19 protein-coding genes are annotated in these 23,527 nt (G+C 43.2%); 6 read left to right on the top strand and 13 right to left on the bottom strand.

Annotated features, from left to right (window positions below):
- Window positions 1-246: 246 nt before the first annotated feature.
- From galE to wecA, 6 genes are all read left to right on the top strand, one after another.
- A complete protein-coding gene (gene galE / locus BGL48_RS10825; protein WP_069362657.1) occupies window positions 247-1,260 on the top strand; it encodes a UDP-glucose 4-epimerase GalE in 1,014 nt (337 codons plus the stop codon).
- A 447-nt stretch (window positions 1,261-1,707) separates the two neighbouring features.
- Window positions 1,708-2,019: a hypothetical protein gene (locus BGL48_RS16245; RefSeq protein WP_069362656.1), complete on the top strand. Its 312-nt coding sequence runs from the start codon at window positions 1,708-1,710 to the stop codon at window positions 2,017-2,019.
- A gap of 77 nt (window positions 2,020-2,096) precedes the next feature.
- Entirely contained in the window at window positions 2,097-2,786 is a 690-nt protein-coding gene (locus BGL48_RS10815) for a YjbF family lipoprotein (RefSeq protein WP_083238556.1), read from the top strand.
- A complete protein-coding gene (locus BGL48_RS10810) occupies window positions 2,779-3,522 on the top strand; it encodes a capsule biosynthesis GfcC family protein (RefSeq protein WP_069362655.1) in 744 nt (247 codons plus the stop codon). The genes BGL48_RS10815 and BGL48_RS10810 overlap by 8 nt, the downstream gene beginning before the upstream one ends.
- Entirely contained in the window at window positions 3,522-5,705 is a 2,184-nt protein-coding gene (locus BGL48_RS10805; RefSeq protein ID WP_069362654.1) for a YjbH domain-containing protein, read from the top strand. The genes BGL48_RS10810 and BGL48_RS10805 overlap by 1 nt, the downstream gene beginning before the upstream one ends.
- 56 nt (window positions 5,706-5,761) lie before the next feature.
- On the top strand, window positions 5,762-6,856 hold the full coding sequence (gene wecA, locus BGL48_RS10800) for a UDP-N-acetylglucosamine--undecaprenyl-phosphate N-acetylglucosaminephosphotransferase (RefSeq protein ID WP_069362653.1): 1,095 nt from the start codon (window positions 5,762-5,764) through the stop codon (window positions 6,854-6,856).
- A 353-nt stretch (window positions 6,857-7,209) separates the two neighbouring features.
- On the opposite strand, the gene BGL48_RS10795 is transcribed toward wecA, so the two are convergent.
- From BGL48_RS10795 to BGL48_RS10735, 13 genes are all read right to left on the bottom strand, one after another.
- Window positions 7,210-8,214 (bottom strand): NAD-dependent epimerase, encoded by a 1,005-nt coding sequence (locus BGL48_RS10795; RefSeq protein ID WP_069362652.1) that lies wholly within the window; start codon window positions 8,212-8,214, stop codon window positions 7,210-7,212.
- A gap of 79 nt (window positions 8,215-8,293) precedes the next feature.
- Entirely contained in the window at window positions 8,294-9,040 is a 747-nt protein-coding gene (locus tag BGL48_RS10790) for a glycosyltransferase family 2 protein (RefSeq protein WP_176719658.1), read from the bottom strand.
- Window positions 9,041-9,050: 10 nt separating this feature from the next.
- On the bottom strand, window positions 9,051-10,256 hold the full coding sequence (locus BGL48_RS10785; protein ID WP_069362650.1) for a glycosyltransferase: 1,206 nt from the start codon (window positions 10,254-10,256) through the stop codon (window positions 9,051-9,053).
- The gene (locus BGL48_RS10780) at window positions 10,253-11,572 is read right to left on the bottom strand and encodes a hypothetical protein (RefSeq protein WP_141698088.1); all 1,320 of its coding nucleotides are present in this window, start codon (window positions 11,570-11,572) and stop codon (window positions 10,253-10,255) included. The genes BGL48_RS10785 and BGL48_RS10780 overlap by 4 nt, the downstream gene beginning before the upstream one ends.
- A gap of 97 nt (window positions 11,573-11,669) precedes the next feature.
- Entirely contained in the window at window positions 11,670-12,728 is a 1,059-nt protein-coding gene (locus tag BGL48_RS10775; RefSeq protein ID WP_069362648.1) for a glycosyltransferase, read from the bottom strand.
- Window positions 12,729-12,732: 4 nt separating this feature from the next.
- The gene (locus tag BGL48_RS10770; protein WP_069362647.1) at window positions 12,733-13,671 is read right to left on the bottom strand and encodes a glycosyltransferase family 2 protein; all 939 of its coding nucleotides are present in this window, start codon (window positions 13,669-13,671) and stop codon (window positions 12,733-12,735) included.
- Window positions 13,668-14,558, bottom strand: coding sequence for a beta-1,6-N-acetylglucosaminyltransferase (locus BGL48_RS10765; protein WP_069362646.1), 891 nt, complete (start codon window positions 14,556-14,558; stop codon window positions 13,668-13,670). The genes BGL48_RS10770 and BGL48_RS10765 overlap by 4 nt, the downstream gene beginning before the upstream one ends.
- A 1-nt stretch (window position 14,559) precedes the next feature.
- Window positions 14,560-15,717 carry a polysaccharide pyruvyl transferase family protein gene (locus BGL48_RS10760; RefSeq protein ID WP_069362645.1) on the bottom strand — a complete coding sequence of 386 codons (1,158 nt, stop codon included), beginning with the start codon at window positions 15,715-15,717 and terminating at the stop codon, window positions 14,560-14,562.
- A 94-nt stretch (window positions 15,718-15,811) separates the two neighbouring features.
- Window positions 15,812-17,146: a flippase gene (locus BGL48_RS10755; protein ID WP_083238554.1), complete on the bottom strand. Its 1,335-nt coding sequence runs from the start codon at window positions 17,144-17,146 to the stop codon at window positions 15,812-15,814.
- A gap of 369 nt (window positions 17,147-17,515) precedes the next feature.
- Complete coding sequence (locus BGL48_RS10750; protein WP_069362643.1) at window positions 17,516-18,499, bottom strand: Wzz/FepE/Etk N-terminal domain-containing protein; 984 nt, start codon at window positions 18,497-18,499, stop codon at window positions 17,516-17,518.
- 75 nt (window positions 18,500-18,574) lie between these two features.
- On the bottom strand, window positions 18,575-18,934 hold the full coding sequence (locus BGL48_RS10745; RefSeq protein ID WP_069362642.1) for a four helix bundle protein: 360 nt from the start codon (window positions 18,932-18,934) through the stop codon (window positions 18,575-18,577).
- A gap of 221 nt (window positions 18,935-19,155) precedes the next feature.
- Window positions 19,156-21,897: an SLBB domain-containing protein gene (locus BGL48_RS10740; protein ID WP_069362658.1), complete on the bottom strand. Its 2,742-nt coding sequence runs from the start codon at window positions 21,895-21,897 to the stop codon at window positions 19,156-19,158.
- Between the two features lie 145 nt (window positions 21,898-22,042).
- The gene (locus BGL48_RS10735) at window positions 22,043-23,383 is read right to left on the bottom strand and encodes a capsule assembly Wzi family protein (RefSeq protein WP_069362641.1); all 1,341 of its coding nucleotides are present in this window, start codon (window positions 23,381-23,383) and stop codon (window positions 22,043-22,045) included.
- Between the last annotated feature and the right edge of the window lie 144 nt (window positions 23,384-23,527).

Here is a 23,527-nt window from a genome sequence, read left to right as displayed (position 1 = left end):
CTAGGACCTAGGATCCTAGGTCCTAGGAACAGCTTTCCACTCTTTCCCGTACTCCGTAAGCGAAGCGCTCCGTATTCCCATTCACGAATACCGATGACAGAATACAGAGTACAGAAAGAGCAAAAGCCCCAATGCGAGCACGATCTGCTCTATCTAGTCTCTTTCCCTGCTCTTCCCATCTCCCCCAGCATTCCGTATTCTGTCGTCCTTATTTACCAATTTTGATAACAAATTAGGCAGCACATCATGAAGGTACTCGTCACCGGTGGCACGGGGTATATTGGCAGCCACACTTGCATTCAACTGATTGAACAAGGCCATACGCCTATCGTTATCGATAACCTGTGCAATAGTAAAGAAATGGTGCTCGATCGCATTGAGCAAGTCACTGGCGCGCGACCTGCTTTTATGCACGGTGATATTCGCGACAGTGCGTTCTTAAAACATGTGTTTACTGAATACAGCATTGATAGCGTGATCCACTTTGCCGGACTCAAAGCGGTCGGCGAGTCGGTTGAAAAGCCACTGAAATATTACGATAACAATGTCTCCGGGACCTTAAACTTGGTGCGTGAGATGCACGCGGCTAATGTCACATCACTGATTTTTAGCTCATCCGCCACGGTTTATGGCGATCCTACGTCGGTGCCAATTAAAGAAGACTTCCCCACCGCCGCCACTAACCCTTACGGACGCAGCAAGTTAATGGTGGAAGAGTGCTTACAGGACTTTCAACATGCCAATCCGGATTGGAGCATTACTCTGCTGCGTTACTTTAATCCGGTTGGTGCGCATGAGTCGGGATTACTAGGCGAAGATCCGCAAGGCACACCAAATAACTTGCTGCCTTTTGTGGCACAAGTGGCAGTGGGCCGACGCGAGAAGCTGGGCGTGTTTGGTAATGATTACCCCACCCCCGACGGCACCGGCGTCCGTGATTATATTCACGTAGTGGATCTAGCCGATGGGCATTTAGCCGCGCTGGATAAAATGGCTCATCAACCTGGCACTCATATCTTTAACCTCGGTACCGGCCAAGGCAACAGTGTGTTGGAAATGGTGCATGCGTTTGAAGCCGCGGCTAAGCGCTCAATCCCCTACGAAATCAAACCCCGCCGCGCCGGCGACATTGCTGAGTGCTACGCTGATCCCGCTTATGCCAAAGCAACTCTCGGCTGGACCGCCACACGCGGTCTGCAAACCATGGTAGAAGACACCTGGCGCTGGCAGTCGAACAACCCGAATGGGTATGGGGATTAGAGACTAGAAAGATCCTAGGGTCCTAGGATACGGAATACGGAATACGGAATACGGAATACGGAATACGGAATACGGAATACGGAAAAGCGTATCGTGCCTAACTCTCTCGATACAGTTCCTAGGACCTAGGATCCTAGGACCTGCTTTCTGCTCTTCCCCGTATTCTGTAAGCGTAGCGCTCCGTATTCATAATCCCGAATACCGATGACTGAATACAGAGTACAGAAAGAGCAAGACCACCAATGCAAGCACGATCTGCTCTATCTAGTTTCTAGTCTCTAGAAGCGAAGCGTCTCGTCTCTTTCCCTTGCTCTTCCGCACATTTAAGATGAAATATCTGTGATGCGCGCGGTATTTATTTTACTTCTCACCGCATAGCTATTAGAGTTTAATGGTGTCTGCGTTTGCAGACGTTTTTGTATTGATGCAAAAATCATGGAGAGACGAATGAAAAAAATTGCAACAGGCTTGATTGCTATGCTGTTCGCAGCGAGCACAATGGCCGCAACAGAAGCCGCGCCTGGCGCTGCGAGTGGTAGTAGTGCTGGTGCAGGTGCTGGAGCAAGTGCTGGGGCGGGTGCTAGCGCAGGTGCAGGTGCTGCCGGTGCAGGTGCTGCCGGTGCGGCTGCGACAGGTGGTATCGCTGCTGGTACCGTTGCTGCTGGTGTTGCCGCGGCGGCAGCCGTTGGTGCAGCGGTTGCTGCTGCTGATAACGACGATAGCAACTCGTCGGTTTCACTTAGCGCTGGTCAAGAATAAGTCAGCGTATATTTCAATGGCCACAAGTCCGCTTGTGGCTATTTTTCTATTACAGGAACGCCCGCCCTCGACCACCTATGATTAAAACCAATCAAGCGATTTTGACAATATGTATCGCGCTTGTGTCTGTCGGATGCACGCAGCGAGTAAAAGATCTGAATGACTCGTTTAAATTCGCCTATCATGGTTTCCCAAATGCAAAGAAGAGCTGGGAGGAAATTAACGCACTCCCTTATGCCAGTCTTTATGCACAACTCGATAGCGGCCCACAAGGCTTTATGGTGCTTGCCTTTGTGGAGCCAAGCCAACATCCAAGTCCAAATTTAAAGTGGTTGTCAGGCGAGAATGAAATGATCGTCACCCGCAACAGTCGAATTGTTAAAACCATCAACTTTGCGGAGGGCAATCTAACGGCCACCCAAGTGGATACACCTGACCCATTAAGTGTTGGGCTCTCTACTATTAAGATGCCACACAGGTGGTCACGTACCATTGATTGGCAACCAGGTAACCATAGTGGTTATCGCGCTGAATCTATTTTTAAGCGTGGTAAAATGCAAGCTATCTCGATTAACGGCACACAGGTAGAAACAATTAAGTACCATGAATTCGTCACTTTTCCCACGCTTGATACCCAGTTTACCAACCATTACTGGGTGACGGTAGAAACAGGCAAAGTGATTAAGTCTTACCAACATCTTGCCCCTGATTTACCTGCAGTGACGCTTACTCACCTAAAGTCCTTCCAGGGAGGCTCGCATGATTAACCGACATTTATTATGGCGCAGTCTTTGGGCTGTAACCGTCATGGTGACCACACCAGGCCTTGCGAATACTCTCACAGCAAACGCTGATATTGCCCTTTCTTTCCCTCAGTCACCTCGCCTATCTGACGCGGTATTGACCATCACTCAAACGCAGCAGCGGTCATTAGACGATATCTATTGGCCTGCAGCTGGCCTGTACCGCTTGGAAACGAAGAGAGCAAAAGGGATTCGAGATTTACAGCCCATCCGTGAGCAAATAAGCGGTAATACCGGTGAACAACGTCAGCGATGGCAAGCCCTCTACCATTCGCTCAACAAAATGGCTGTTGGCGAGCGCGTATCCGTCCCAGTAGACCCAGACATCACACGTATCACCCCAAATAAAAACCCGAAATTAAATGGTAATTGGCACTTACAACTGCCTAAGCGTCCACAGCACGTTATGGTACTCGGTAATGTCAGTCAACCGGGCTCTTACCCTTGGCATGAAAGGCTCTCGGCAAAAAGCTATCTACAGCAAGCAGAGCCGGGTTCATGGCACGACTCCACGGTGTGGGTGGTGAGTCCGTCGGGCGAGAGAGCACAATACCCTATCGCCTATTGGAATGGGCAGCATCGAGATATCTTGCCGGGCTCAGTGATCTACCGTCCTCTAAATTATAAACCCACAAAAGATCAAATCATCGATCCTAACCAGCACGTGCTGACTTATCTGCAAAATAGGTTTATTGAATAATGCGGTTTTTTTCTTCTCCCTCTCATCGCTTTTGGTTCTGCACCGTCGCATTGGCAGTGAGCAGTGCAGTATCAGCCGACAACTTCGATCACCCAGAACTAGTGCATTCACAAACCGACTTTGGCGGTGTGGGCTTGATGCAAATGCCTACCGCACGCACCGCACCAGAAGGTGAGTTTACTTTAGGGAGCACGTATAACGAAGATTATATCCATTTCAATACGTCTCTACAGTTGTTTCCTTGGTTAGAAACGACGGTTCGCTATACCCAAGTTCATGATCTGCTTTATAGCGATGATCCTGGCTTTAGCGGTGATACCAAATATACCGACAAAAGCATTGATGCCAAATTACGCCTGTGGAAAGAAAGTTTCTGGCTCCCCGAACTCGCTGTCGGTGTACGTGACATTGGCGGCACCGGATTGTTTGATGGTGAGTATATTGTAGGGTCAAAACGCGCTGGGCCGTTTGATTTTTCGCTTGGCATTGGCTGGGGCTATATGGGGAACCGCGCCAACCTCAAAGGGGATAAAAATCAATCATTCGATTGCGGACGCGACACAAGTTTTTCCGGTAGAGGTGGCAATGTTGACATTGATCGTATGTTTACCGGTTGTACCGCTTTATTCGGTGGCCTGGAGTATCAAACCCCTTACGCGCCGCTGAGTCTAAAACTTGAATATGACGGAAACGACTATCAAGGCGACTTTGTTAGTACAGAAACAGGCACCCCTATGGAAGTGAACAGCCCTTGGAATATAGGCGCAGTGTATCGATTAGGGGATTGGGGGGCAGCACGCTTAGCTTATGAACGTGGTGCAGCCATTACAGCAGGTATCAGCCTGAACACCAATTTTAACCAAGTCAGTTCCTTCTGGTTAGACGACAAAGCGCCAAGTTATAATCCGGCAGCCAAGCGCGACGACTTAAGTGAAGAGCAGTGGCAAACCCTGAGCGCCTCGCTCGCCAGTGTTGCCGGGTATAAAGATAACGAAGTACACTTTGATGGTGACACAGTCACTGTCATTGGCGAGCAAAGAAAGTACCGCAACCAAGATCACGCGCAAACGCGTGCGGCCACTCTAATTGCCAATACAGGTATTGACGCCAAACAATACCGGATTATTGACCAGGCTGAGCGCCAACCCATCACTGAAACCGTGATTGATGCCAACACCTATGCCGCCGTCGCCACGAACAGCTATGTGGGCGCAAACCCTGACGATGCACGCACTCGCAGGCAACCTCAACCCACACGGGGCTCCCTGAAAGCCATGGAACGCAAAAGGTTTGACGCCGGCCTCGCGCCTGTATTTGTACAATCGTTTGGCGGCTCAGAGAGTTTCTACATGTACTCACTGGGCATAGGCGGCAACGCTGCGGCTCGGTTGGGCGATCATCTTATTGCCTCGTCCAGCGTGTATGTCAATATTGCCGACACTTATGACAAATTTAAGTACACAGTCCCGCCCGATGGCACCGATCTTAAGCGGGTACGCACGCTTAACCGTCAATATCTCGAAGACACGGTCAGAGTAACAAATATGCAACTGACCTATCTCGATCACTGGGGCAACAACTGGTATACCCAAACCTATGGCGGCTACTTAGAGACCATGTTTGCCGGTGTGGGCGGCGAAGTACTTTATCGCCCAATGGATAGCCAATTCGCGGTAGGACTTGATGCCAATTACGTGAAACAACGCGAACCGGGTTCAGCGTTTGGGCTATTTAAAAACGAGCACCAACCCGCAGAAGATGGTAATCGTGCCTTCCGTGTGCAAACCGGTTCGACCACGGGCCACGCGACCCTTTACTGGCAAAACCCGCTTGGCTTATTTCACGGCACCCTGGCGAAAATCAGCGCCGGCCGCTATCTCACCGAAGATGTGGGCGTCACCGTGGATGTGGTTAAGCAATTTGATAGTGGGATCACCGTGGGTGCCTATGCCAGCAAAACCGATTTATCCGCTGATGAATACGGCGAAGGCAGCTTTACCAAAGGCTTTTATGTCTCTATTCCGTTTGATTTGCTCTCAGTGAAACCAACCACGTCACGTGGCAGGCTATCATGGCAGCCACTTCAGCGTGATGGCGGACAAAAACTTAACCGCAAATATTCGCTTTATGAGTTAACGGATGATCGCGCCCCCTGGTTTGCGCGTCCGGCAACTACCGACTAGAGTTTGAGTGCTGTATAGAATAAAAATTCCTGTCAGCTTAAAACAAGGAAGAGATTGTGATTAACTCATTCGTCGACTTGGCTTTGCTTCTATTTTTCTCGACCACCTCATTGTTTGTGCTCAGAAAACTTGCTAGACGTATTGATCTTGTGGATAAACCGGATATGCGTAAACACCATGCTGGCGCTGTTCCACTCGTGGGTGGGTTGGCTGTGTGTTTGTCGCTGGTCTACTTTATATTTAATAACCCTGACGTCATCCCCCATAGTGGCTTATATGCCACCTGTATGTTGGTCCTTGTCACAATCGGGGTATTAGATGATAAATTTGATATCGACTTTAAACTGCGGATCGGCGTGCAAGCTGCTCTCGCAGTGGTCATGATGGTGATGGGGGATATCGAACTTAGCCGTTTAGGTAATATTTTTGCCACTGGACGTATTCAACTCGAGACCTTGGGTTATGGACTCACAGTGCTTGCGGTAATTGGCGCTATCAATGCATTTAACATGGTAGATGGTATTGATGGGCTACTAGGCGGACTCGCCACTGTGACTTTTGTTAGCTTGGGGTTACTGCTGTTCTTGAACGGTCATCAATCAATGGCCTATTTATGTCTTGTCCTCACCGTAATTATGGCGCCGTATCTGCTATTTAACCTGGGGGTATTAGGTCGTGAGCGAAAAGTTTTTATGGGCGATGCCGGCAGCATGCTGATTGGCTTTACCGTCATTTGGTTTTTACTGCTTGCCAGCCAACACCCAACTAATGCCGCGATACGTCCTGTAACCGGACTATGGCTGATTGCCCTGCCCTTGATGGACATGACCGCGATTATGTTCCGGCGTGTTAAGCGCGGCGACTCGCCTTTTAAGCCGGACCGAGAGCATTTACACCACATTTTTCAACGCATGGGTTTATCTCCGCGCCAAACACTGGGGGCTATTTGCTTGTTCGCAACGGCATTCGCTAGCATCGGCATAATTGGTGAGTTATTCAATATTCATGAAACCATTATGTTCATCGGTTTTTTAGTCTGTTTCGCCCTTTATTGCATGATGCTCCGACACATCTGGCGAGTAACCTCTTTTATCCGCGCAAAGTTGGGAAAAAATGAATTTGGTGAAAAGGTTGGAGAGGTTAGAAGCTAGAGGCTGGAGGCTAGAGGCTAGAGGCTAGAGGCTAGAGGCTAGAGGCTAGAGGCGATTTTATACGCCGCTTTGAGATTTTCCTAGTCTCCAGTTTCTAGAAGCGAAGCGTCTAGTCTCTTTCCCGTACTCCGTAAGCGAAGCGCTCCGTATTCATAATCCCGAATACCGATGACGGAATACAGAGTGCAGAAGAAGCTAGAAACTCAATGCCAGTACGAGGCAGCTCTTGCCCGTATTCTGTAAGCGCAGCGCTCCGTATTCAAAATCCCGAATACCGATGACGGAATACAGAGTGCAGAAAAAGCAAGAGCGCCGATGCGAGCACGAGGCAGCTCTTCCCCGTATTCAAGCTTTTATATTTGGTAGAAGTCTTTATACCACGCCACAAACTGCGCGACGCCCTCTTTCACACTCACTTTCGGCTGATAAGCCGTGGCGGCGAACAAATCTTGGGTATCAGCATAAGTTTGATACACATCACCCGGCTGCATGCCACGAAAGTTTTTCTTTGCTTCTATCCCCAACTCAGATTCAATGGCCTGGATAAAGTCCATTAGGTTAATCGGACTACCATGACCAATGTTATAAAGCGCATAAGGCGCGGAACTACTGTTTGGGTGGCCTTGCTCGACTGTCCATGTACTATCACGCTGAGGTATCACATCCGCAACACGCACTACGCCTTCGACGATGTCATCGATATAGGTGAAGTCACGCCACATATCACCGTGATTATTAATATCGATGGTATCGCCATCGAGAATCTTTTTAGTGAAGATAAACGGTGCCATATCAGGCCGTCCCCACGGGCCATAAACCGTAAAAAAACGCAAACCAGTGGTAGGAATATCGTAGAGATGCGAATAGCTGTGTGCCATCAGCTCGTTCGACTTTTTGGTGGCTGCGTAGAGCGAAACCGGATGATCCACTGAATCACAGCTACTAAACGGTACTTTGCTGTTTAGCCCGTACACTGAGCTCGATGAGGCATACACTAAGTGATCAACCTTAACGCTCCGACACCCCTCTAGAATATTCAAGTGCCCAACAAGATTTGAATCCGCGTAGGCATGCGGATTTTCCAACGAATAACGCACTCCCGCTTGCGCCGCGAGATGGATAACGCGGTCAAACTTTTCTTGCTCAAACAGCTCTGCAACCGCGGTGCGATCGGCAATATCAAGCGACAAAAATCTAAAACTGGCTCGAGGGATACTATTCAACCTTGCCTGCTTAAGTGATACATCATAATAATCGTTGAGGTTGTCTATCCCGACTACCTGATGCCCCTGCGTTAGCAGCTTTTGTGCGACTGCACTACCTATAAAGCCGGCAACGCCGGTGACTAGGTATTTCATTACATTTCCTCGGGTTGCGCTATCAAGTACTAACCTACGTGACGCTATAACAGTTAAATCTACTCAGCTTATTATATATTTATCTTATAATACGTAATACGCCACTTATTGCATAATGGGAAAAATAATAAAGTGCTTGAAATAGATTGAGATTTTCCACTTCACGATACAACTTCCAATTATAAAGTGCCGCTTTTAATTTATTTGATGAAATCGAGTCCTTTCTTACCCGGTATTTTGCTAAAGGTTGAGCGATACCATAAGCGATGCCGCATTTTTTTAGAATGCGAAGCCATAAGCCAAAATCTTGCCTTTTTCTAATGAGGGGCATATAGACTTTACCTATTTTATTCGTATCATACATAGCGGTTAAGCAGCCAATGACACAACATTTAAGCAATTGATGGTAGCTAACGTTCTCTGGTACAGAGACCGTACCGATATCAACAGCTTCCTCATTGATCTTATGATAAGCTGAAAACGAAAATGCGATATCGTTCCGCTGCATAAAACTAAGTTGTATAGCTAACTTCTCTGGCTCCCAAAGATCATCACTGTCTAGAAATGCAATGTAACGTCCCTGAGCCACCTCAATAGCCGTATTACGTGCGATAGCTGCACCTGAGTTCTCTTTTAACTGTATTAGCCTAATTCGTGAATCTTTTTCCATATAGGAATTAATTACAGAAACTGAATTATCAGAGGAGCAATCATCAACGACTATCATTTCCCAGTCAGTGAATGTTTGAAATAGCACTGAGTCAATAGTGTTAGAAATGTAATTGGAGCAATCATAGGATGGTGTGATAATTGATACTGTTGGCAAAACTTCAACCTTATTTATTTAAGCACTCAGACCAAACATCGATGTAGCGAGCCATCGTCTTATTTACATTGAAGTTTTCTTCAACTTTTTCCTTTGCTGCGGTGCTAATAGACTTGCATATTTCCGGGTTATCAATACATTGCAATATCGACTCACAGGCTGTATGAGTATCATTCATTTTAACGATAATGCCGTCTACCTCGTGTTCTATTAATTCTCTTATTCCGTGAGTCTCAGTGGTAATAACAACACACTGTTGATACATAGCTTCTTTAACTACGTTTGGTAAACGTTCTGAGGGATAACGAGACATAAGCACAAAAAAATTAGCCTTCGCCATTTCTTTGATAAGTTCGGGTTGGCTAACATGGCCAATGAAATCAATTGAACCCTCACAGCCAATCTCCGATATCAGTTCTTCAAGTTTGTATCTATATGGCCCATCCCCTGCAATAATCAATTTAGAGTTTGGATAAATAGCAGCAACTCCCTCATAAACTCTTAAAACGTCATCAACGCCCTTTTCCTCAATTAAACGTGAGGCGGTTAAAAAAACAGGATGATTATCATCACACATATATTTACGTTTAACATTTTCAACATTGATTAACTTTGTTCCTCTAAAAACCACTTCGATGTCCTTGATGCCTACTCCGGCTTTACTCAAAGTTGTAAGATTAGAATGCGAGTGGGTAAAGAGCTTATTTACTTTTTTTGCTAAGGATATGCTGCAAGGATAATTGGTAACTAAATCGTGAGCTCCCAAGAATTGAGAAACCACTATATTTGGAATAAATCGCTTAACTAAATATCCTACCATTGCAGGATAATGCCCCCAAAAAAGATGTACAACATCTGGCCTATTTTTATTGATATTATTAAAAATGCAAATCGCAGAGGGGAATAATACAACACTTTTTATAAAGTGCTTTGGTGATTTAATACAGTTCAGTGTAACCCAAGAAAAAAGAGATGCTGCTATAACTGGATGGCGTATCACAAAAAGGATTGAGAAAAACAATCGTGATAAGGAGAAGTGGCTAACTTCCAAACCTTGATGTTTTCTGTCTTTCATCAGCTCACTGAACAAAGGATGCTTCAACCGCATACAGCGTACAGAGACTTTCACTCCTTGTTCACGTAAAGCTTCTACATCTAATGAAGCAAAAGTCTCAGATGGAACAGGAAACTGCATGGTAATATAACTAACTTTCATGATCGATTTCCTTTTAAAACAAACCGGTAGTACGACGCAGCAACTAATCCCAACAACATATAATAGAAGTAAGATAGCCTTAACTGTTCTGTAAAGTTATTACCGACAGACAATAGTGGAATAGATATCAACCATAGGAAAACGCATAAAAATAGACTATAGTATTTATGATTTTCCCCAATTTTTTTACATACTCTCAAACTCTGATAACTAGCAATAACGATAAGAAAGAAGTATGAAAACGTTCCTACTAATCCATACCTATATAGAAGATAATTATAAATAGATTCGACATATTCCATTTCATCTTTTGCTGGCCCATTACCAAATATCAATATTAAAGGCTGATTCACCCCTTTATCTATTGCAAAGAGAAATTGTTGTAGCCTTATTCCCGCTGAGCTCCCTACTTCCCCCCTATCTATTAGACGTACAAACTGTCCCGTAAGATAGCTGAAGTTATCTAATAAAAATGGAATAGAGAAAATAAAAAATAATAAAACAAAGAGAAACAACCCAAAGAATATCATCAATTTCTTAGATATCCTCAGGGTGTGACCTTTAAACCCCAGGTAGAAGAGCACTATTGGCATAATCACAAAAAAACCGATTAAGAAACCAACAGCGACAGACCTAGATTGAGGGAGAATCAACATTACGATAGAAGCTAGAAAGAGTGGTATATACCGAAAACTGACGAAAATAACTTTACTGAAAAAATAGTAAACAAAGAAGGTAATAAAAAATGCATAATCATATGGATTGACAAATGGGGCAGAGATTCTTCTCGAACTTATATTATGAGCCTTAGTATATGACATACTTACTATATCCGAAAAGGAGAACAACTGATTAATTCCAATCAAACTTACTAAAAAGAAAATCAATAGAAGTAACTTTTCTAAAGCAACTATACTTTCATTTTTAGAAAAAAATGTTATTGAAAAAGTAAGCACAAGTATACAAAGCAATGGCTTGTAAAGCTCATAAAAGTCTCTTTGAATTAAGTTTACCCCTCCAAAAACAAGCCCCGTGGTCATCGAGATGGGAATAAGAAATTGTAGTATCAATAACGGAGTAAAATATATTAATAGGTTTCTTTTTTCGACCCCCGAGTAAACATAACTTTTATTACTTAAAGAAACACTTAATATTAGCGATAGGGCAACCAGGAGTATTCCATTGACAATTATCGCACCGGAACTGCCAAATTTAGCGTGAAAAGGAGGCATCAATATTGCAAATAGAAAAACAAATTGAAAAACCAACTTATCATTTTTCCTAACTTTGTAATTATTTTCTATCATTATTGGCATGAAAAATATGTTGACTGTTAAGGGGGAAGGATCTAGTTAGCTATCAATATGCACTTGCCTATTCATAATCTCATATGTAAGTCGATGCTATAATTTACTAAAAAAGATCTTCTAATTTTGAACCTATATAGTCAGGATTTTTCAAATCGCTCCTTTTTATCATTTTTATACAGTTAACAATTGCTTGGGACAAAGATATTATATCTTCTACTTCACAAGTGTATCCGTTAGAGCCTTCGACAACTATCTCATTTATTATCGGCACACACCGAGTACTTACAATAGGCGTATTTAAGTAATAGTTTTCTATTACAACATTTGGGAACCCCTCTCGTCTAGAAGATAAAATAAAAAGATCACAGTGATTGTAGTAACAGTAGGGATTTTTTTTAAACCCTTCTAATATAACTTTATTATCCAGTCCCTGTTTTTCTATGATTTCTTTAAGGTGGCCACCTTCACCATCATCTCGACCTAATATATGTAACTTAAAATTAGGGATTTCTTCTAGTACCAGCTTAGTAGCCATTATCAGAATATCATAACCTTTATCCTTACATAGCCTTCCTGAAGCAATTCCTACTATATCTTTATCACTAAATGGTGATTCGTTGAAAGACTCGAGCGACCGATCAATACTTTCTTTATTTAGAGGGTTATGCATTACTTTAATATTCTCTGCACGCATAGAAAATGCAGAGATGGCATCGTCTTTCATATCTGTTGTTTCTGCCAGTACTACATCTGCATTCCTAAACGCGAGGGAATATAATTTCCTGTGTATCAATCCATATTTACGATATTTTTTTTCAAGGGATGGCATACTTTGCATTCTAGCTAAATGTTTAAAGCCTCCCATAAATAGCTTAACACACTGTACTAAAACCGCCACGCGAGAGTGGCCCGTATATACTGCATCGGGCTGAATCTCTTTGAGTGTACCCACCAACCTTACAAGTGAGCCTTTAGTGCTTTTTGTATGTAAACAGGTAATATTCGCAGTATCAGGTACATTGTGAAGTAAATCATTTGCTTCATTAAAAACAATTAAAGTTACATTGTACTTCTTAGCATCTAGTTGATTTAGATAGTTTAATGCTACTTTTTCGACACCACCACTATCTAGATTGGGTAATACAAATACTATTTTTTTCACAGTGTTACCTTTTAATAAAACGTTTTAATTTTTTATAAACCTTATAAGGTGTGAGAAGATAAAAAATTGACAGAAGATTATTATAAAAAGAAAGATTGTTCTCTCTGAGGACTCTAAGCGCATCTAACCTTCTTCCGTTAACCACATTACGTTTTATTGTCTTGACACATTCCTTTTCTATATAGAGGTCAAAGCATTTTATTTCATTTTTTTTCTTTATTTCATCCCTATGTTTAACTAACGAAACAATACTTCTATGGGGCTTACTTTCTTTGTCAATACCAGCCTGGCTATTATTATCTGTTTCTATTTCATAGATCGCACATTGCTTTGAATCGTAGGCGAGATCGAAACGCATCATAATTCGCCCCCAAACATGTTGATCTTCACCGTATTTTTCACTACTAGGAAACCATATATTATTCTCTGTGAAAATATTCTTAGGTACGCACGTTGCTGACGTCCAAGTTATCGGACTTCCTTTAACCATGATCTCAAAATAATTAGAAAGTATGCCTCGATAATTTTTTTCCGGCAATCCATTTATGTTCACATTTATTACGTCACCAATGCTATTTCTTTTTATATATCCAGTAGAATAGATTCCAGCACCGGGAAATTCGTTAATAAGAGAATAAATAGACTGTAGGTAATCCGGTAACCATAGGTCGTCAGCATCGAGGAATGCTATATACTCTGTTTCAGCTTTCTTTATCCCCAGATTTCTAGCCGATGAAACACCGGAATTCTTTTGGCTAATAACTCGAATTCTTGGATCATTGATCGATTCAACAACTCCTACACTCTTATCTTGTGATCCATCATCAACGACGATTATTTCGAAAGACTGAAATGTTTGGTCCAGCACCGATGTAAGTGTCTTTTTGATATGCTTTTCTTTATTGAAAAGAGGAATTACAACACTAAAGAATGGAGAACTCATAACTCCTCCATTGGAAACAGATCATGTAGTTCCTGTATAGTTAACTTTGGCGATATTTTCCTAACAAAGAAAACATTATTTTCAAATGACCTGGTTAAGTCTTTTTTATCTAATATTTTAGGGTAGTCGGGCCCATCAATCCAGTTGACGTATCTGAGAGACATTTCATTATCGGTTACATAATCATCGATTAAATAAATATTTTTTTTGAACGAGCTATTCATTAATATGGTTTGAAATATCACTTCATCTATACAGAGTGAGTTTTTAAAATATCGTAAAAGATCTTTTTCTCTAATCTCTTCTAAAATAAAAACCACAGCAATTTTAGATAACGTGAACCAATTTGAGCCTTTATAGAAGGATTCATACGGTAAGTCTTGCTTATTTATCAGGAAACCAGCCTTATGCAAAACAGAGGAAGTTATTTTAATTATTTTTTGTAGATTGGTAGGTTTAGATTCATAGAAAGATGAGTTGTATTTATATACATACCTATCTTTTGGATCAAAATATCTATCTCCATTTTTGTCTATACCTATAAACTCTTTTCCGTTGTGATGCCGTAAAAAATCGATAAACTGCTTCTCTGTTTTGATGACCAAGTCTTCACCAGAGATTAAAGAAACATAGTCAAAATCGATATCGATATAACTATTAAGACTATCAACTGTTGTTACGACTTGAGATATTCCCCCCCAACGCACGTCGAATCGATTTTTTACATAAATTATATTATCCGCTTTTACTAAATCTCTTTCGTCAAAATTACTTTTTTTATCTATATGTACTAACACAGTACTGTTTTTAAATTTAGATAATTTATTGAGATTATAGAACAACGATGCCGTTTTTCTATGACAAACGATAAAGAACAATAGCTTCATTTTAACCAGTCTTTATTAGTGCGGTTTTAATATACTTTTTACTTTTACTAACGAGAGGCTCTAAAGTTCTATCGTAACTCGAGTAGTCTACTTTACTTTCAATATCTTTATCAAGAATATCTTCGATGTAAATAAATCTATCTTCCAGTCCAACTTGTTTTAGTAGAGTTCCAACCCTATCATCATCCAGATTTGTTCCTTTGAATGTAACGGTCCAAAAATCTTTTTCAAAAATTGTTGAAAAGATGGTCCCATGATATGATGTTGTTATTATTAGAGATGCATGCTTTATTAAATGCAAATAATCTAAAGGCGAACAATGCTTCTCTAGAACAAAACCTCGTTTAATACAAAAATTATATAGCCATGCTTTGGCATCGAGCATAACTATCTTTTTATTAGTTTTCTTAGAAACCTTTTCTATAATCTCAAATGTATCTTTGGCAAAAGGTTGACCATAAAAAAAAATATAATCCGAATACTTATTCTTTATTTTTTTTTCATCTAAAAATCGAGACCATCTCTCTTTAGATAAGAGTAGTGTAGGATCACAGACAACTTCAAAGCTTTTTCCTGTTAACTCATCTAACCACTTTTTACCATTGACTTCTCTTACTGATAAGGAGTCAATATTAGATAAAAGACTCTTAACCTTATTTGTATCAATATCAGATTTAAGAATATTTTTCCCCCCTAGACTGGGCGCATAGGAAATTAATTTTGCTTTAGTTTTGAAGTCAACAAAATAAGTGTCAGTAAAATCTCGACAGTTTACGTTCCATATCTGGTCACTACCAATAAAAATATAATCATATCGATTTTCTAATTCATCTAGCTCATTAGAATAAGAATAATTATTTTCAGATAAAACCAGATAGCTATTCTTAAAGCTTTCGAAATCATCGTATCTTATTTTTAATAACGGATAAAAGACACTATCAATGACTAGTCGAGCTACCCCTTTCAACTTTCTTTTAAACGTTTTCCGCTCTGTTTTGGGGAAAATCGCATACATATTCCTTTGTTCTGGGCTAGCATAATCTATAAATTCTACATCAGAGTCTGTTGTTTCTTGCAAATATGTTTGAAGTGCATAAGATTGCAGCATTGACCCTATATTGTGAGATGCGTGAAATGTTAAAATACCAATTTTTTTCATATTATTTCCGCTAGCTTGTACTATTATAAATTAAGTTGAATATGAGATAGGTTTATCTTGTAAAAAACAACCATATAAATTTCGTAAAAATTTACTACTTGTTTTGAGTGCGTATATTATAAAACGCTTGCCAAGGTTTCACTATTGCAAGCAACTTTACTCTTAATGCATCATGCAGTCTATGATCAATGAAATCATAACCCATATTAGCAATAAACTGTGCAATTAAAGTGGCAATAGCAGCACCTGTAATACCATATCCAGGAATTAACCATAGATTCAGTAAAACATTACTAATAGCACCGCATAACGTTCTTATTAAAGAAATACTAGTAAGATTTTCAGTAATTAGATACTTGCTGAATGCGACTCCTAAAAAAACAAACACAGCAGTCCATATATGTATCATTAATGGCGCACTTGCTGCGCGATATTCTTCACCAAAGAGAAAAAGAATCAACCAGTCACTTAGCAATGTTATAGGGAGGGCAATAGATATTGCGGTCCAAACCATAAATGTATATAAGGATTGAATACGTTGATTATAGAGTTTACTACTGATTTTCTTGGCATTTAAAATCGCAGGAAAAATTGAGGCTGTAATCAATGTGGGAATAAAAGTAGTAGCCTCACTTAAACGCACAGCTGCTGAGTATAGACCGACTTTATGATCCCCTAACATCTCTTTTATCATAATCTGATCAATACGCGTATAGATCATAACAATGATAGCAGAAAACATTAATGGCCATGAGTCTTTCATTAGGTTTCTAGCTACTCTAAAGTCTATTCTCTCCAAAAATAATTTTTTTGTGCGTAGCCTATATGCAATTAAGTAGCTAACAGCTAGGCTTATTGCATCAAAAGTTATAACGCATACAAACCAAAATAAATCTGCGTGGTTTAAAACTAAAAGTATTTTAATAATAGAAGATAGCGACAATTGAACTATTTTGCAGATAGATATAAGTTTAGCCAAGACTTGAGATTGAAAGTAGAACTGCACTACTTCAAAACTCTGAAAGAGCAACCCGATAGAGATAATAAAGATGAAAGCTTTTGTTTTAGCATCATTATCACTAAAATTGACAATAACCAGCATAAGCAGAATAACAACAACTGCTCCAATCATTTTCAACCAAAACGCAGTACTGAGATATAAGTTTTCTTTTTCAGAATTATTAATTAGCTCGCGTACAACTACACCATCTAAACCAAGCTTGGCAACCCCTCCAAAAATAGCTGTAAAAGCAATAACATAGCTGAACAATCCAAATTGTTCTGGTCCAAGATAACGTGCAACCCAAATGCCAACCAGTAGCCCAGAGAAAAGCCTCAAGAACTGCTCAGCCATTAACCACGTCGTGTTTTTAAAATATCGAACAAAACCCGTATGAGTTAGTAATTTTTTTATTATTTTTTTATTCATGTTAATTTTTAATCAATCCATTAATAACAATAAAAACACAGTGTTGCTCGAGCCAAAAAATTTTTAAAGTTCGCTTAGTACTTTTTATCTATCGGGTATATCATTATTTTATATTGAATGCTTCTCTTTCTTTAATAAATTCAAAACCATTTGCATTATTCGTACAAAGATCCACTCGCTCATATACGCTAATTCGGCAAACATCTTTTCATTGTCTAACATCGAGTTACTAATGGATTGATTCGAAATCCAGAGAACTTATATCATGCGGATGTTACGTCTTTTGCTCTTCTCCGTATTCCGTAAGCGAATCACCCTGTATTTAAAGGCACGAGTACCGATGACGACATACAGAAAGGGGGAAAGAATCTAGGACCCTAGACTCTTATCTTCATTTTTTCTAAACGCATATTTCACTAACACAATCGCGACCCCAAGCATACCACCCAGTAGCGTTGCCAGCACACAAATCAATGCACGTTTAGGGCCGTCTTTTTCTTCGGGGACAATGGCTGGGTCAACGGTTTTAAACACAAATTCGTCTTGCACTTCAGCCAGCATCAAGCTTTTGGTTTGCTCTTCAATCAGCTGATAGAACACATTCTGCATTTGCGTGAGGTTGGTGTTTTCTAGCTGTTGGCGCAAGTAGCCGATGTTGGTTTTGGTTTCGACCAGTTTGTCTTTTTTTACATGGGCGTTGATGTCATTCACCAACAACTGTACCACTTGTTGCGCAAACACCGGCGACTGTGACTCAAAGCTAATGGTGATTAATCCGTTGTCTTTTTGTTCATTCACCGAGAGTTGCTCTGAAAACATTTTATATAATTGCCAATCTGTAGGCATGGCAGGTTGGTCTGCGGGCGCATCGTCGGGTTTTAACCAGGTTTGCGTCTCTGGGTTATAACGGTCTGCGTTAATCAGCCATTGGTTGGTCTCAGCATCCCAGCCTTCCGTCGCCGCCAACGGCACCGCTAACTGATGTTTATGCACAAACTCGCTAATAAACTGGCGTGATTTTAAGGTGGCTAGCGCAATTTGGGTTTCACTGCCGCCGCCGCTGCCAAGGTTAACCCCCGCTAACGACGCCAAGCCACCCAACTGTCCGGCCATACTGGCCAAACCACCACCGCCGGATTCATTCGCCGGCGCCAGTAACGCCTCGGATTTGTAGGTATTGGGAAGATAAAGTGAGTACCCCACTCCACTCACGGCAAACACAAAGGTAATCGCAATGATCAACCACTTGCCTTGCCATAAAGCGGCAAACAATTCGCGGAGGTCGATTTCGTCAGAATCTACCGGCTGCGAAAGCGGCGGGTAAGGGTAGTGTTCGATATTTTGCTTAGTCATAAACCATGAGGCAACAGAGACTAGAAACTAGAGACTAGAGACTATGAGTCAGATGCCATACCTTCCTTTGATTATTCAAGTTGCTACTTTGAGTGCGCGTTTGTGTCGTGTTATCAAGCTAGCAAGGATTTTTGCAATTTCTCTTGCTTCACGGACCATTACCAAACCAGCTTCTCGTTCTATTTGTCCGGTTTTAATCGCGATTTGAAGCTGAGTCACCAATTCACCACATGAGCCTTTGGCGTAGTAGTAAAAGCGAACTTTTTCTTTTGATGTTTCACGTTCTTCCCCTTCTGCAATATTTGAGGGTATTGATAGGGATGACCGAAAAACTTGATCTTTAAGTGCAAAATTCTTGTTGTGCTCAAATGTACTAAATACCGAACACGCTAATTTTGATGAGCGTTGCCAAACACTCAGTTTTTCAAACAGCATAAGTTGAGCCCTCTCGCCTTTGGAGCAAAGAGTACAACTCATCTACTGTTTGTGTTTTTTGTCTTTACATTTCTGCGAGACACCGCTAGAGACTAGAGACTATTTTATGAGCCGCTTTAAGCATTTCCTAGTCTCTAGTTTCTAGAAGCGAAGCGTCTAGTCTCTCCCTAGTTTCTAGAAGCGAAGCGTCTAAGCTCCGCTTTAGACTACTCTTACCCGCTTTAATCTTTAACCGCTTTCCATGCTACGCCCATTTGGTAGAGAATTTGGGTGGCGGTGGAGGCGGTGCTTAGGCCGTCTAGGTAGTCGGTATCGATTGGGACGATGATGGTGTCGCCGGGTTCGAGTTGTTTTTGACTACGGCTGAACCAGAAGCTGTTGTTGGGCATCATCACTGAGCCGTCGGCGCGAACGACGTAGATGCGATCGGTGTCGGCTTGTTGCTTGGTACCACCGGCGGATTCGATGTAGTCGCTGACGGTCATGCCCGGTTCAAACAGCTGGTTTGAGGTGAATTGCACTTCGCCCATAATACTGACCACAGGGTTTTTCGGTGGTACGTAGAGTTTATCGCCGTTTTCGATCATGATGTTAGCAACATCGTCACCTTCAAGTGCGCGAGGCAGTGAAATCACCATGCGACCGACGGCTTCAGCGTTTTGTAGCTCTTCGGCGAGAGACAATGCCTCTGACGGACTCGTGGTGTACTGAGCGCTACTAGTTTGACGGCGCAGGGCTAAACTACTGATTTCTTGTTGCAATTGGCGGTTGAGCATTTTTAAGCGCTCTTCTTCTTGGCGCTTGAGTCGCTCACGGCTAAATACCGCGCCTTTCGGGTAGGCGAATTCGGTCAAGCCACCGGCGCGTTCAATCACATCTTGAATAGTCTCGCCACGTTCAAAGGCATACACACCAGGAAAGCGCACTTCGCCTTGTAGTTCAACAGTATTGTCTTTGTGCCAGTTGGGCTTGGTTTTAATGTTAATCCTGTCTTGACGGTGAATGGCAAAACGCGGGCCTTCGCTTTTCAATGCTTCTTTTAAATCAATAGGGTAATGCCTCACAGTCAGCCGATCATCCACCACTTGGCGGCGAGTGATTTCGGCTTGGCGCAAGTAAGCGGCTTCTGTCAATCCGCCTGCGGCATCAAGCAGCTGCTCAAACGAGGCATTGGCCGGCAGTGGATATACCCCCGGATATTTTACCGCACCACTCACTTCGACGATGGCAGCGTTGGATTCTATATTAGCTTGGCCCTTTAAACGCTCAATGATGGGCTCAAGCTCTTGCTCTCGACGTGATGGCTGACCCTGTTCGTCCTGCTGGTTAAGTGCCTTTACAAGTTGGGGTTGCTTGTGGATATTTTGCAGTTGTACTTCAGCGCCAGTAGTTGGGTCAATCAACGCGCGTGAGATTCGGTTTTCACCACTTTTTTGCTGCTCGGTTCGTTGCCGATTTTGTCTACTTCGTTGGCTTCGGGCGTCTTGCGGATAAGCTCCCATTTCTTGGTTGATAGTGTTTTTTGGGTCATCGATACTTTGTTGGTAGAGGCTCGGATTAAGCTGGCTTTTTTGTCTGTGGCTATCGTCTGTCTTATCCCAAAATTCGCTATCAATGCCATTATTAAAAACGAATACTTGATCTCCCTGCTGTAAGCGCAGGTTATCGGAAGAGTTAGGTTGGTCAATAGCTCTACCCAATTTAAACTGCAACACTTCAATGTTGCGCTCCGCGTCGATTTCGCGCACCACTAGCGCATAATTAAGATCGGCAGTGGGTTTTAGATCGCGTTGGGCATTACTGACCAGATCGGCGATGGTCATCCCCGACTCGAAATTGTATGCCCCTTGACGAACGACCTCACCACGAAGCACCACGGCGTTGTCGAGCGCGTCGTTGCTTTTGGCGATTTTAATGTCATCGCCGTTTTTTACCATAAAGGATTGCCCTTTGGCGGTGCTCATATCGAGGCTAAATTGCTGAATACCCGATTCGGTCACGCGTTTAACGCTAACGCTCGACAAATATCCTTCTGGTAGTGCACCGCCTGCCATATTGATGGCGCTTGCAAGCGTAGTTGGGCCATTTAGCTCATATAATGCTGGGCGTAATACTTCACCCTCAACGGCCACTTGGTCACCACGCGCGGGCACAAACAAGGTGTCGCCTTTGAGTAGACGCACATCATTGCTGCTATCCCCAGAGAGAAGTAAGTCGTATAAATCTAAGGTTTCAATCACTTTGCCATTGCGCTTTAACTGAATATCACGCAATGAGCCACTGGTTTTAATCCCGCCACTGGCCAACAAGGCTTGGGTCACCGTGGTTAATCCATTGACGGTGTAAGCACCGGGTTGTTTCACATCGCCCGCAAGATACACCTGCATGGTACGCATGGCACCGATATCGACGGTAACATTCACCCCAATGACTCGCTGCTCGAACATGGCTTTGATTTGTTCGCGCACCTCACCGAAAGTCTCGCCAGCAACTTGCATCGGGCCGTATTTCGGGAAGTGGATGTCGCCATCGCGCTTGACGGTGAGATCGTATTGCTGATTTTCCTTACCAAAGACTTGAATATCGAGGGTATCACCCGGGCCGATTTGATAATCGTTTGGCAGTGGTAAATCAAAGATTGACGCCATGGAGGCGGGTTTGCCGTCAAAAAAGGCATAACCGAACGGTTTGAGAGCGCCGTCTCTATCCGTGCGACTTTCTCGCTGTAACCTATCTTCCGCTACGGTATCCGTCCCTCCGATACGCTCGGGATATTGTGGCGCTTTCTTGGCATTGCGTTGGCCATTATCAATGCTGCTTGTCGATAGGCTATCAAGATCCAGCCCGTACTGGCGTGCAAGCTGCTCTTGTTGTGCACGAGGCAATTGTTTTAGCTGCTGCAGCTGACTGGCCGTAGGGGTCGCCGCGTCGGCACTCGGTGCGATGAGGATAGATGCAGCCATTAGTAGTGCTGATGTGGTAGACAATAGTGCGGGCGCATAACGCGTGAGGGCGCGTATAACGGCAGCATCCAATGGCTGACCGGTTAAAGATAAAAGCATTAACATAGTGAGCGAGATCCGTGCTTGTTATTATCCATGAAAGCAGCTAAAAACGTAGCTGGTATTTTAGCCAAAAGCGTGTATTGGCGTCTGCCACATTAGGCGCATCGTCATCGGTTTGGCTGGCACCTAACGTGACCATAGCCATTGCCACCGGCAGACGATAGCTGGCTTCAATCTCGAGCCAGTTGTGGGTGGTTTGTTCCCGATCGGCCAGCATGAATTTAACCGCATGATCGTTACTAAACTGGGTATACACCGCCACCGACCGACTGTTATCTAATCCATATGTGGTGCTGTTGCCACCGAGCTGAGCCGAGGACAGTTGTTGGTCCACCGCAGGAGTATTGGCTAACGAGGACTCAAAACCGTCGTAGGTGGTTTGCTCCTCAAACACGAGACGCACGCTTTGTTGCGCGATCTCGGTTTGACCACTCCAACCAATTAAGCTGGTTGCCAGCTCTTGGCCTTGGTAGTTACTGGCCAGTTCGGTATAGAGTGCGTGAGCAACCGGCCAATCAAAGGCGGGCAAGGCGAGTTTGGCATCCCATGCCCATTGTTCGCTGATTCGCCGCTCGCCGTTTGGATCTTGCCATTTTTGATAGCTGATCCCGTGTTGAAACTGACGAATTGGCTGGCTGACCAAACGTGCTGCCCAGTGGGTGTCGTAACCGGTTTTGTCCGGTAATTGGTATACAGTTTCGAGCGACCAGTATCCTAATACGGGAAGATGCTCGCCTAAGTAACTGACTGAGGCGCTGGGCGCGGAGGACGATTGATTGCCCCAAATGAGATTATGTTGCCAGCCTTGTCCCCACCAGCGATCGATTTGGCCAAGTGTGAATAACCAACGACCATCGTTCAATGCTAAATAGGAGCCCTGCCAGGTGTACTCTTTATCGCCATTCGCCTCTCGGCGGTATTGGTTAGCGACTTTAAAGGCAAAGCGATTGCTCATGTATTGATACGCCGAGCCTATTAGCCATTCATGCCGAGGGGTGTCGCCGTAGTCTAGTGCGCTGGCGGGATCATTGGCCCAATACAAGTCAAATTCAATCGGCGCACGGTTAAATTTCGCGGCATGCGCGCGGTAGCGGACGTGATTGCGGGCAGTAGTGAGCATATTATCACGCGCTGTCATCAATGCCGATTTGCCCGCGGTGTCGTGTTTACGCGGCTCGGTGTCATCGTAAAAACTTGACCAGCGTAACGGGTAGTGGTTAATCGGCCCCTTGAGCTCACCGGCATCGGATAAGGCGGTAAGATCAGCGCGCAGAAAAGGGTCATTGGCCTCAAGCCATGGCGACGCCACCGCCGGTGTGCTCATCAGCAGTACCAGCATTGCCAGGGTTTGACCGTAACCAAGCTGAGACGATGCAAAGTTCATCCATTTTGAACATGTCATAGATTATTTAACAACGCTGCAATATTAGCAAAAGGTAGATAAAAGAGAGAGTTAAAAAGAAACATATCAAAATTGTTTAATTAACACTTGTCATTTAGGTACGCTACCACGGAAAACGCATGAACA

The organism is Salinivibrio sp. SS3 (assembly GCF_001722105.1).
GTDB classification, from domain to species: domain Bacteria; phylum Pseudomonadota; class Gammaproteobacteria; order Enterobacterales; family Vibrionaceae; genus Salinivibrio; species Salinivibrio kushneri.
This window is presented reverse-complemented; position numbering and strand designations above follow the sequence as displayed.

Excerpts from the sequence above, each read along its gene's own strand:
- BGL48_RS10805 (WP_069362654.1), top strand. The coding sequence starts at position 3,522 with ATGCGGTTTTTTTCTTCTCCCTCTCATCGCTTTTGGTTCTGCACCGTC.
- BGL48_RS10780 (WP_141698088.1), bottom strand. The coding sequence starts at position 11,572 with ATGCCAATAATGATAGAAAATAATTACAAAGTTAGGAAAAATGATAAG.
- BGL48_RS10750 (WP_069362643.1), bottom strand. The coding sequence starts at position 18,499 with ATGACTAAGCAAAATATCGAACACTACCCTTACCCGCCGCTTTCGCAG.
- BGL48_RS10770 (WP_069362647.1), bottom strand. The coding sequence starts at position 13,671 with ATGAGTTCTCCATTCTTTAGTGTTGTAATTCCTCTTTTCAATAAAGAA.
- BGL48_RS10785 (WP_069362650.1), bottom strand. The coding sequence starts at position 10,256 with ATGAAAGTTAGTTATATTACCATGCAGTTTCCTGTTCCATCTGAGACT.
- BGL48_RS10740 (WP_069362658.1), bottom strand. The coding sequence starts at position 21,897 with ATGGCTGCATCTATCCTCATCGCACCGAGTGCCGACGCGGCGACCCCT.
- BGL48_RS16245 (WP_069362656.1), top strand. The coding sequence starts at position 1,708 with ATGAAAAAAATTGCAACAGGCTTGATTGCTATGCTGTTCGCAGCGAGC.
- BGL48_RS10760 (WP_069362645.1), bottom strand. The coding sequence starts at position 15,717 with ATGAAAAAAATTGGTATTTTAACATTTCACGCATCTCACAATATAGGG.
- BGL48_RS10815 (WP_083238556.1), top strand. The coding sequence starts at position 2,097 with ATGATTAAAACCAATCAAGCGATTTTGACAATATGTATCGCGCTTGTG.
- BGL48_RS10755 (WP_083238554.1), bottom strand. The coding sequence starts at position 17,146 with ATGAATAAAAAAATAATAAAAAAATTACTAACTCATACGGGTTTTGTT.
- BGL48_RS10765 (WP_069362646.1), bottom strand. The coding sequence starts at position 14,558 with ATGAAGCTATTGTTCTTTATCGTTTGTCATAGAAAAACGGCATCGTTG.
- BGL48_RS10795 (WP_069362652.1), bottom strand. The coding sequence starts at position 8,214 with ATGAAATACCTAGTCACCGGCGTTGCCGGCTTTATAGGTAGTGCAGTC.
- BGL48_RS10745 (WP_069362642.1), bottom strand. The coding sequence starts at position 18,934 with ATGCTGTTTGAAAAACTGAGTGTTTGGCAACGCTCATCAAAATTAGCG.
- BGL48_RS10735 (WP_069362641.1), bottom strand. The coding sequence starts at position 23,383 with ATGAACTTTGCATCGTCTCAGCTTGGTTACGGTCAAACCCTGGCAATG.
- BGL48_RS10810 (WP_069362655.1), top strand. The coding sequence starts at position 2,779 with ATGATTAACCGACATTTATTATGGCGCAGTCTTTGGGCTGTAACCGTC.
- galE (WP_069362657.1), top strand. The coding sequence starts at position 247 with ATGAAGGTACTCGTCACCGGTGGCACGGGGTATATTGGCAGCCACACT.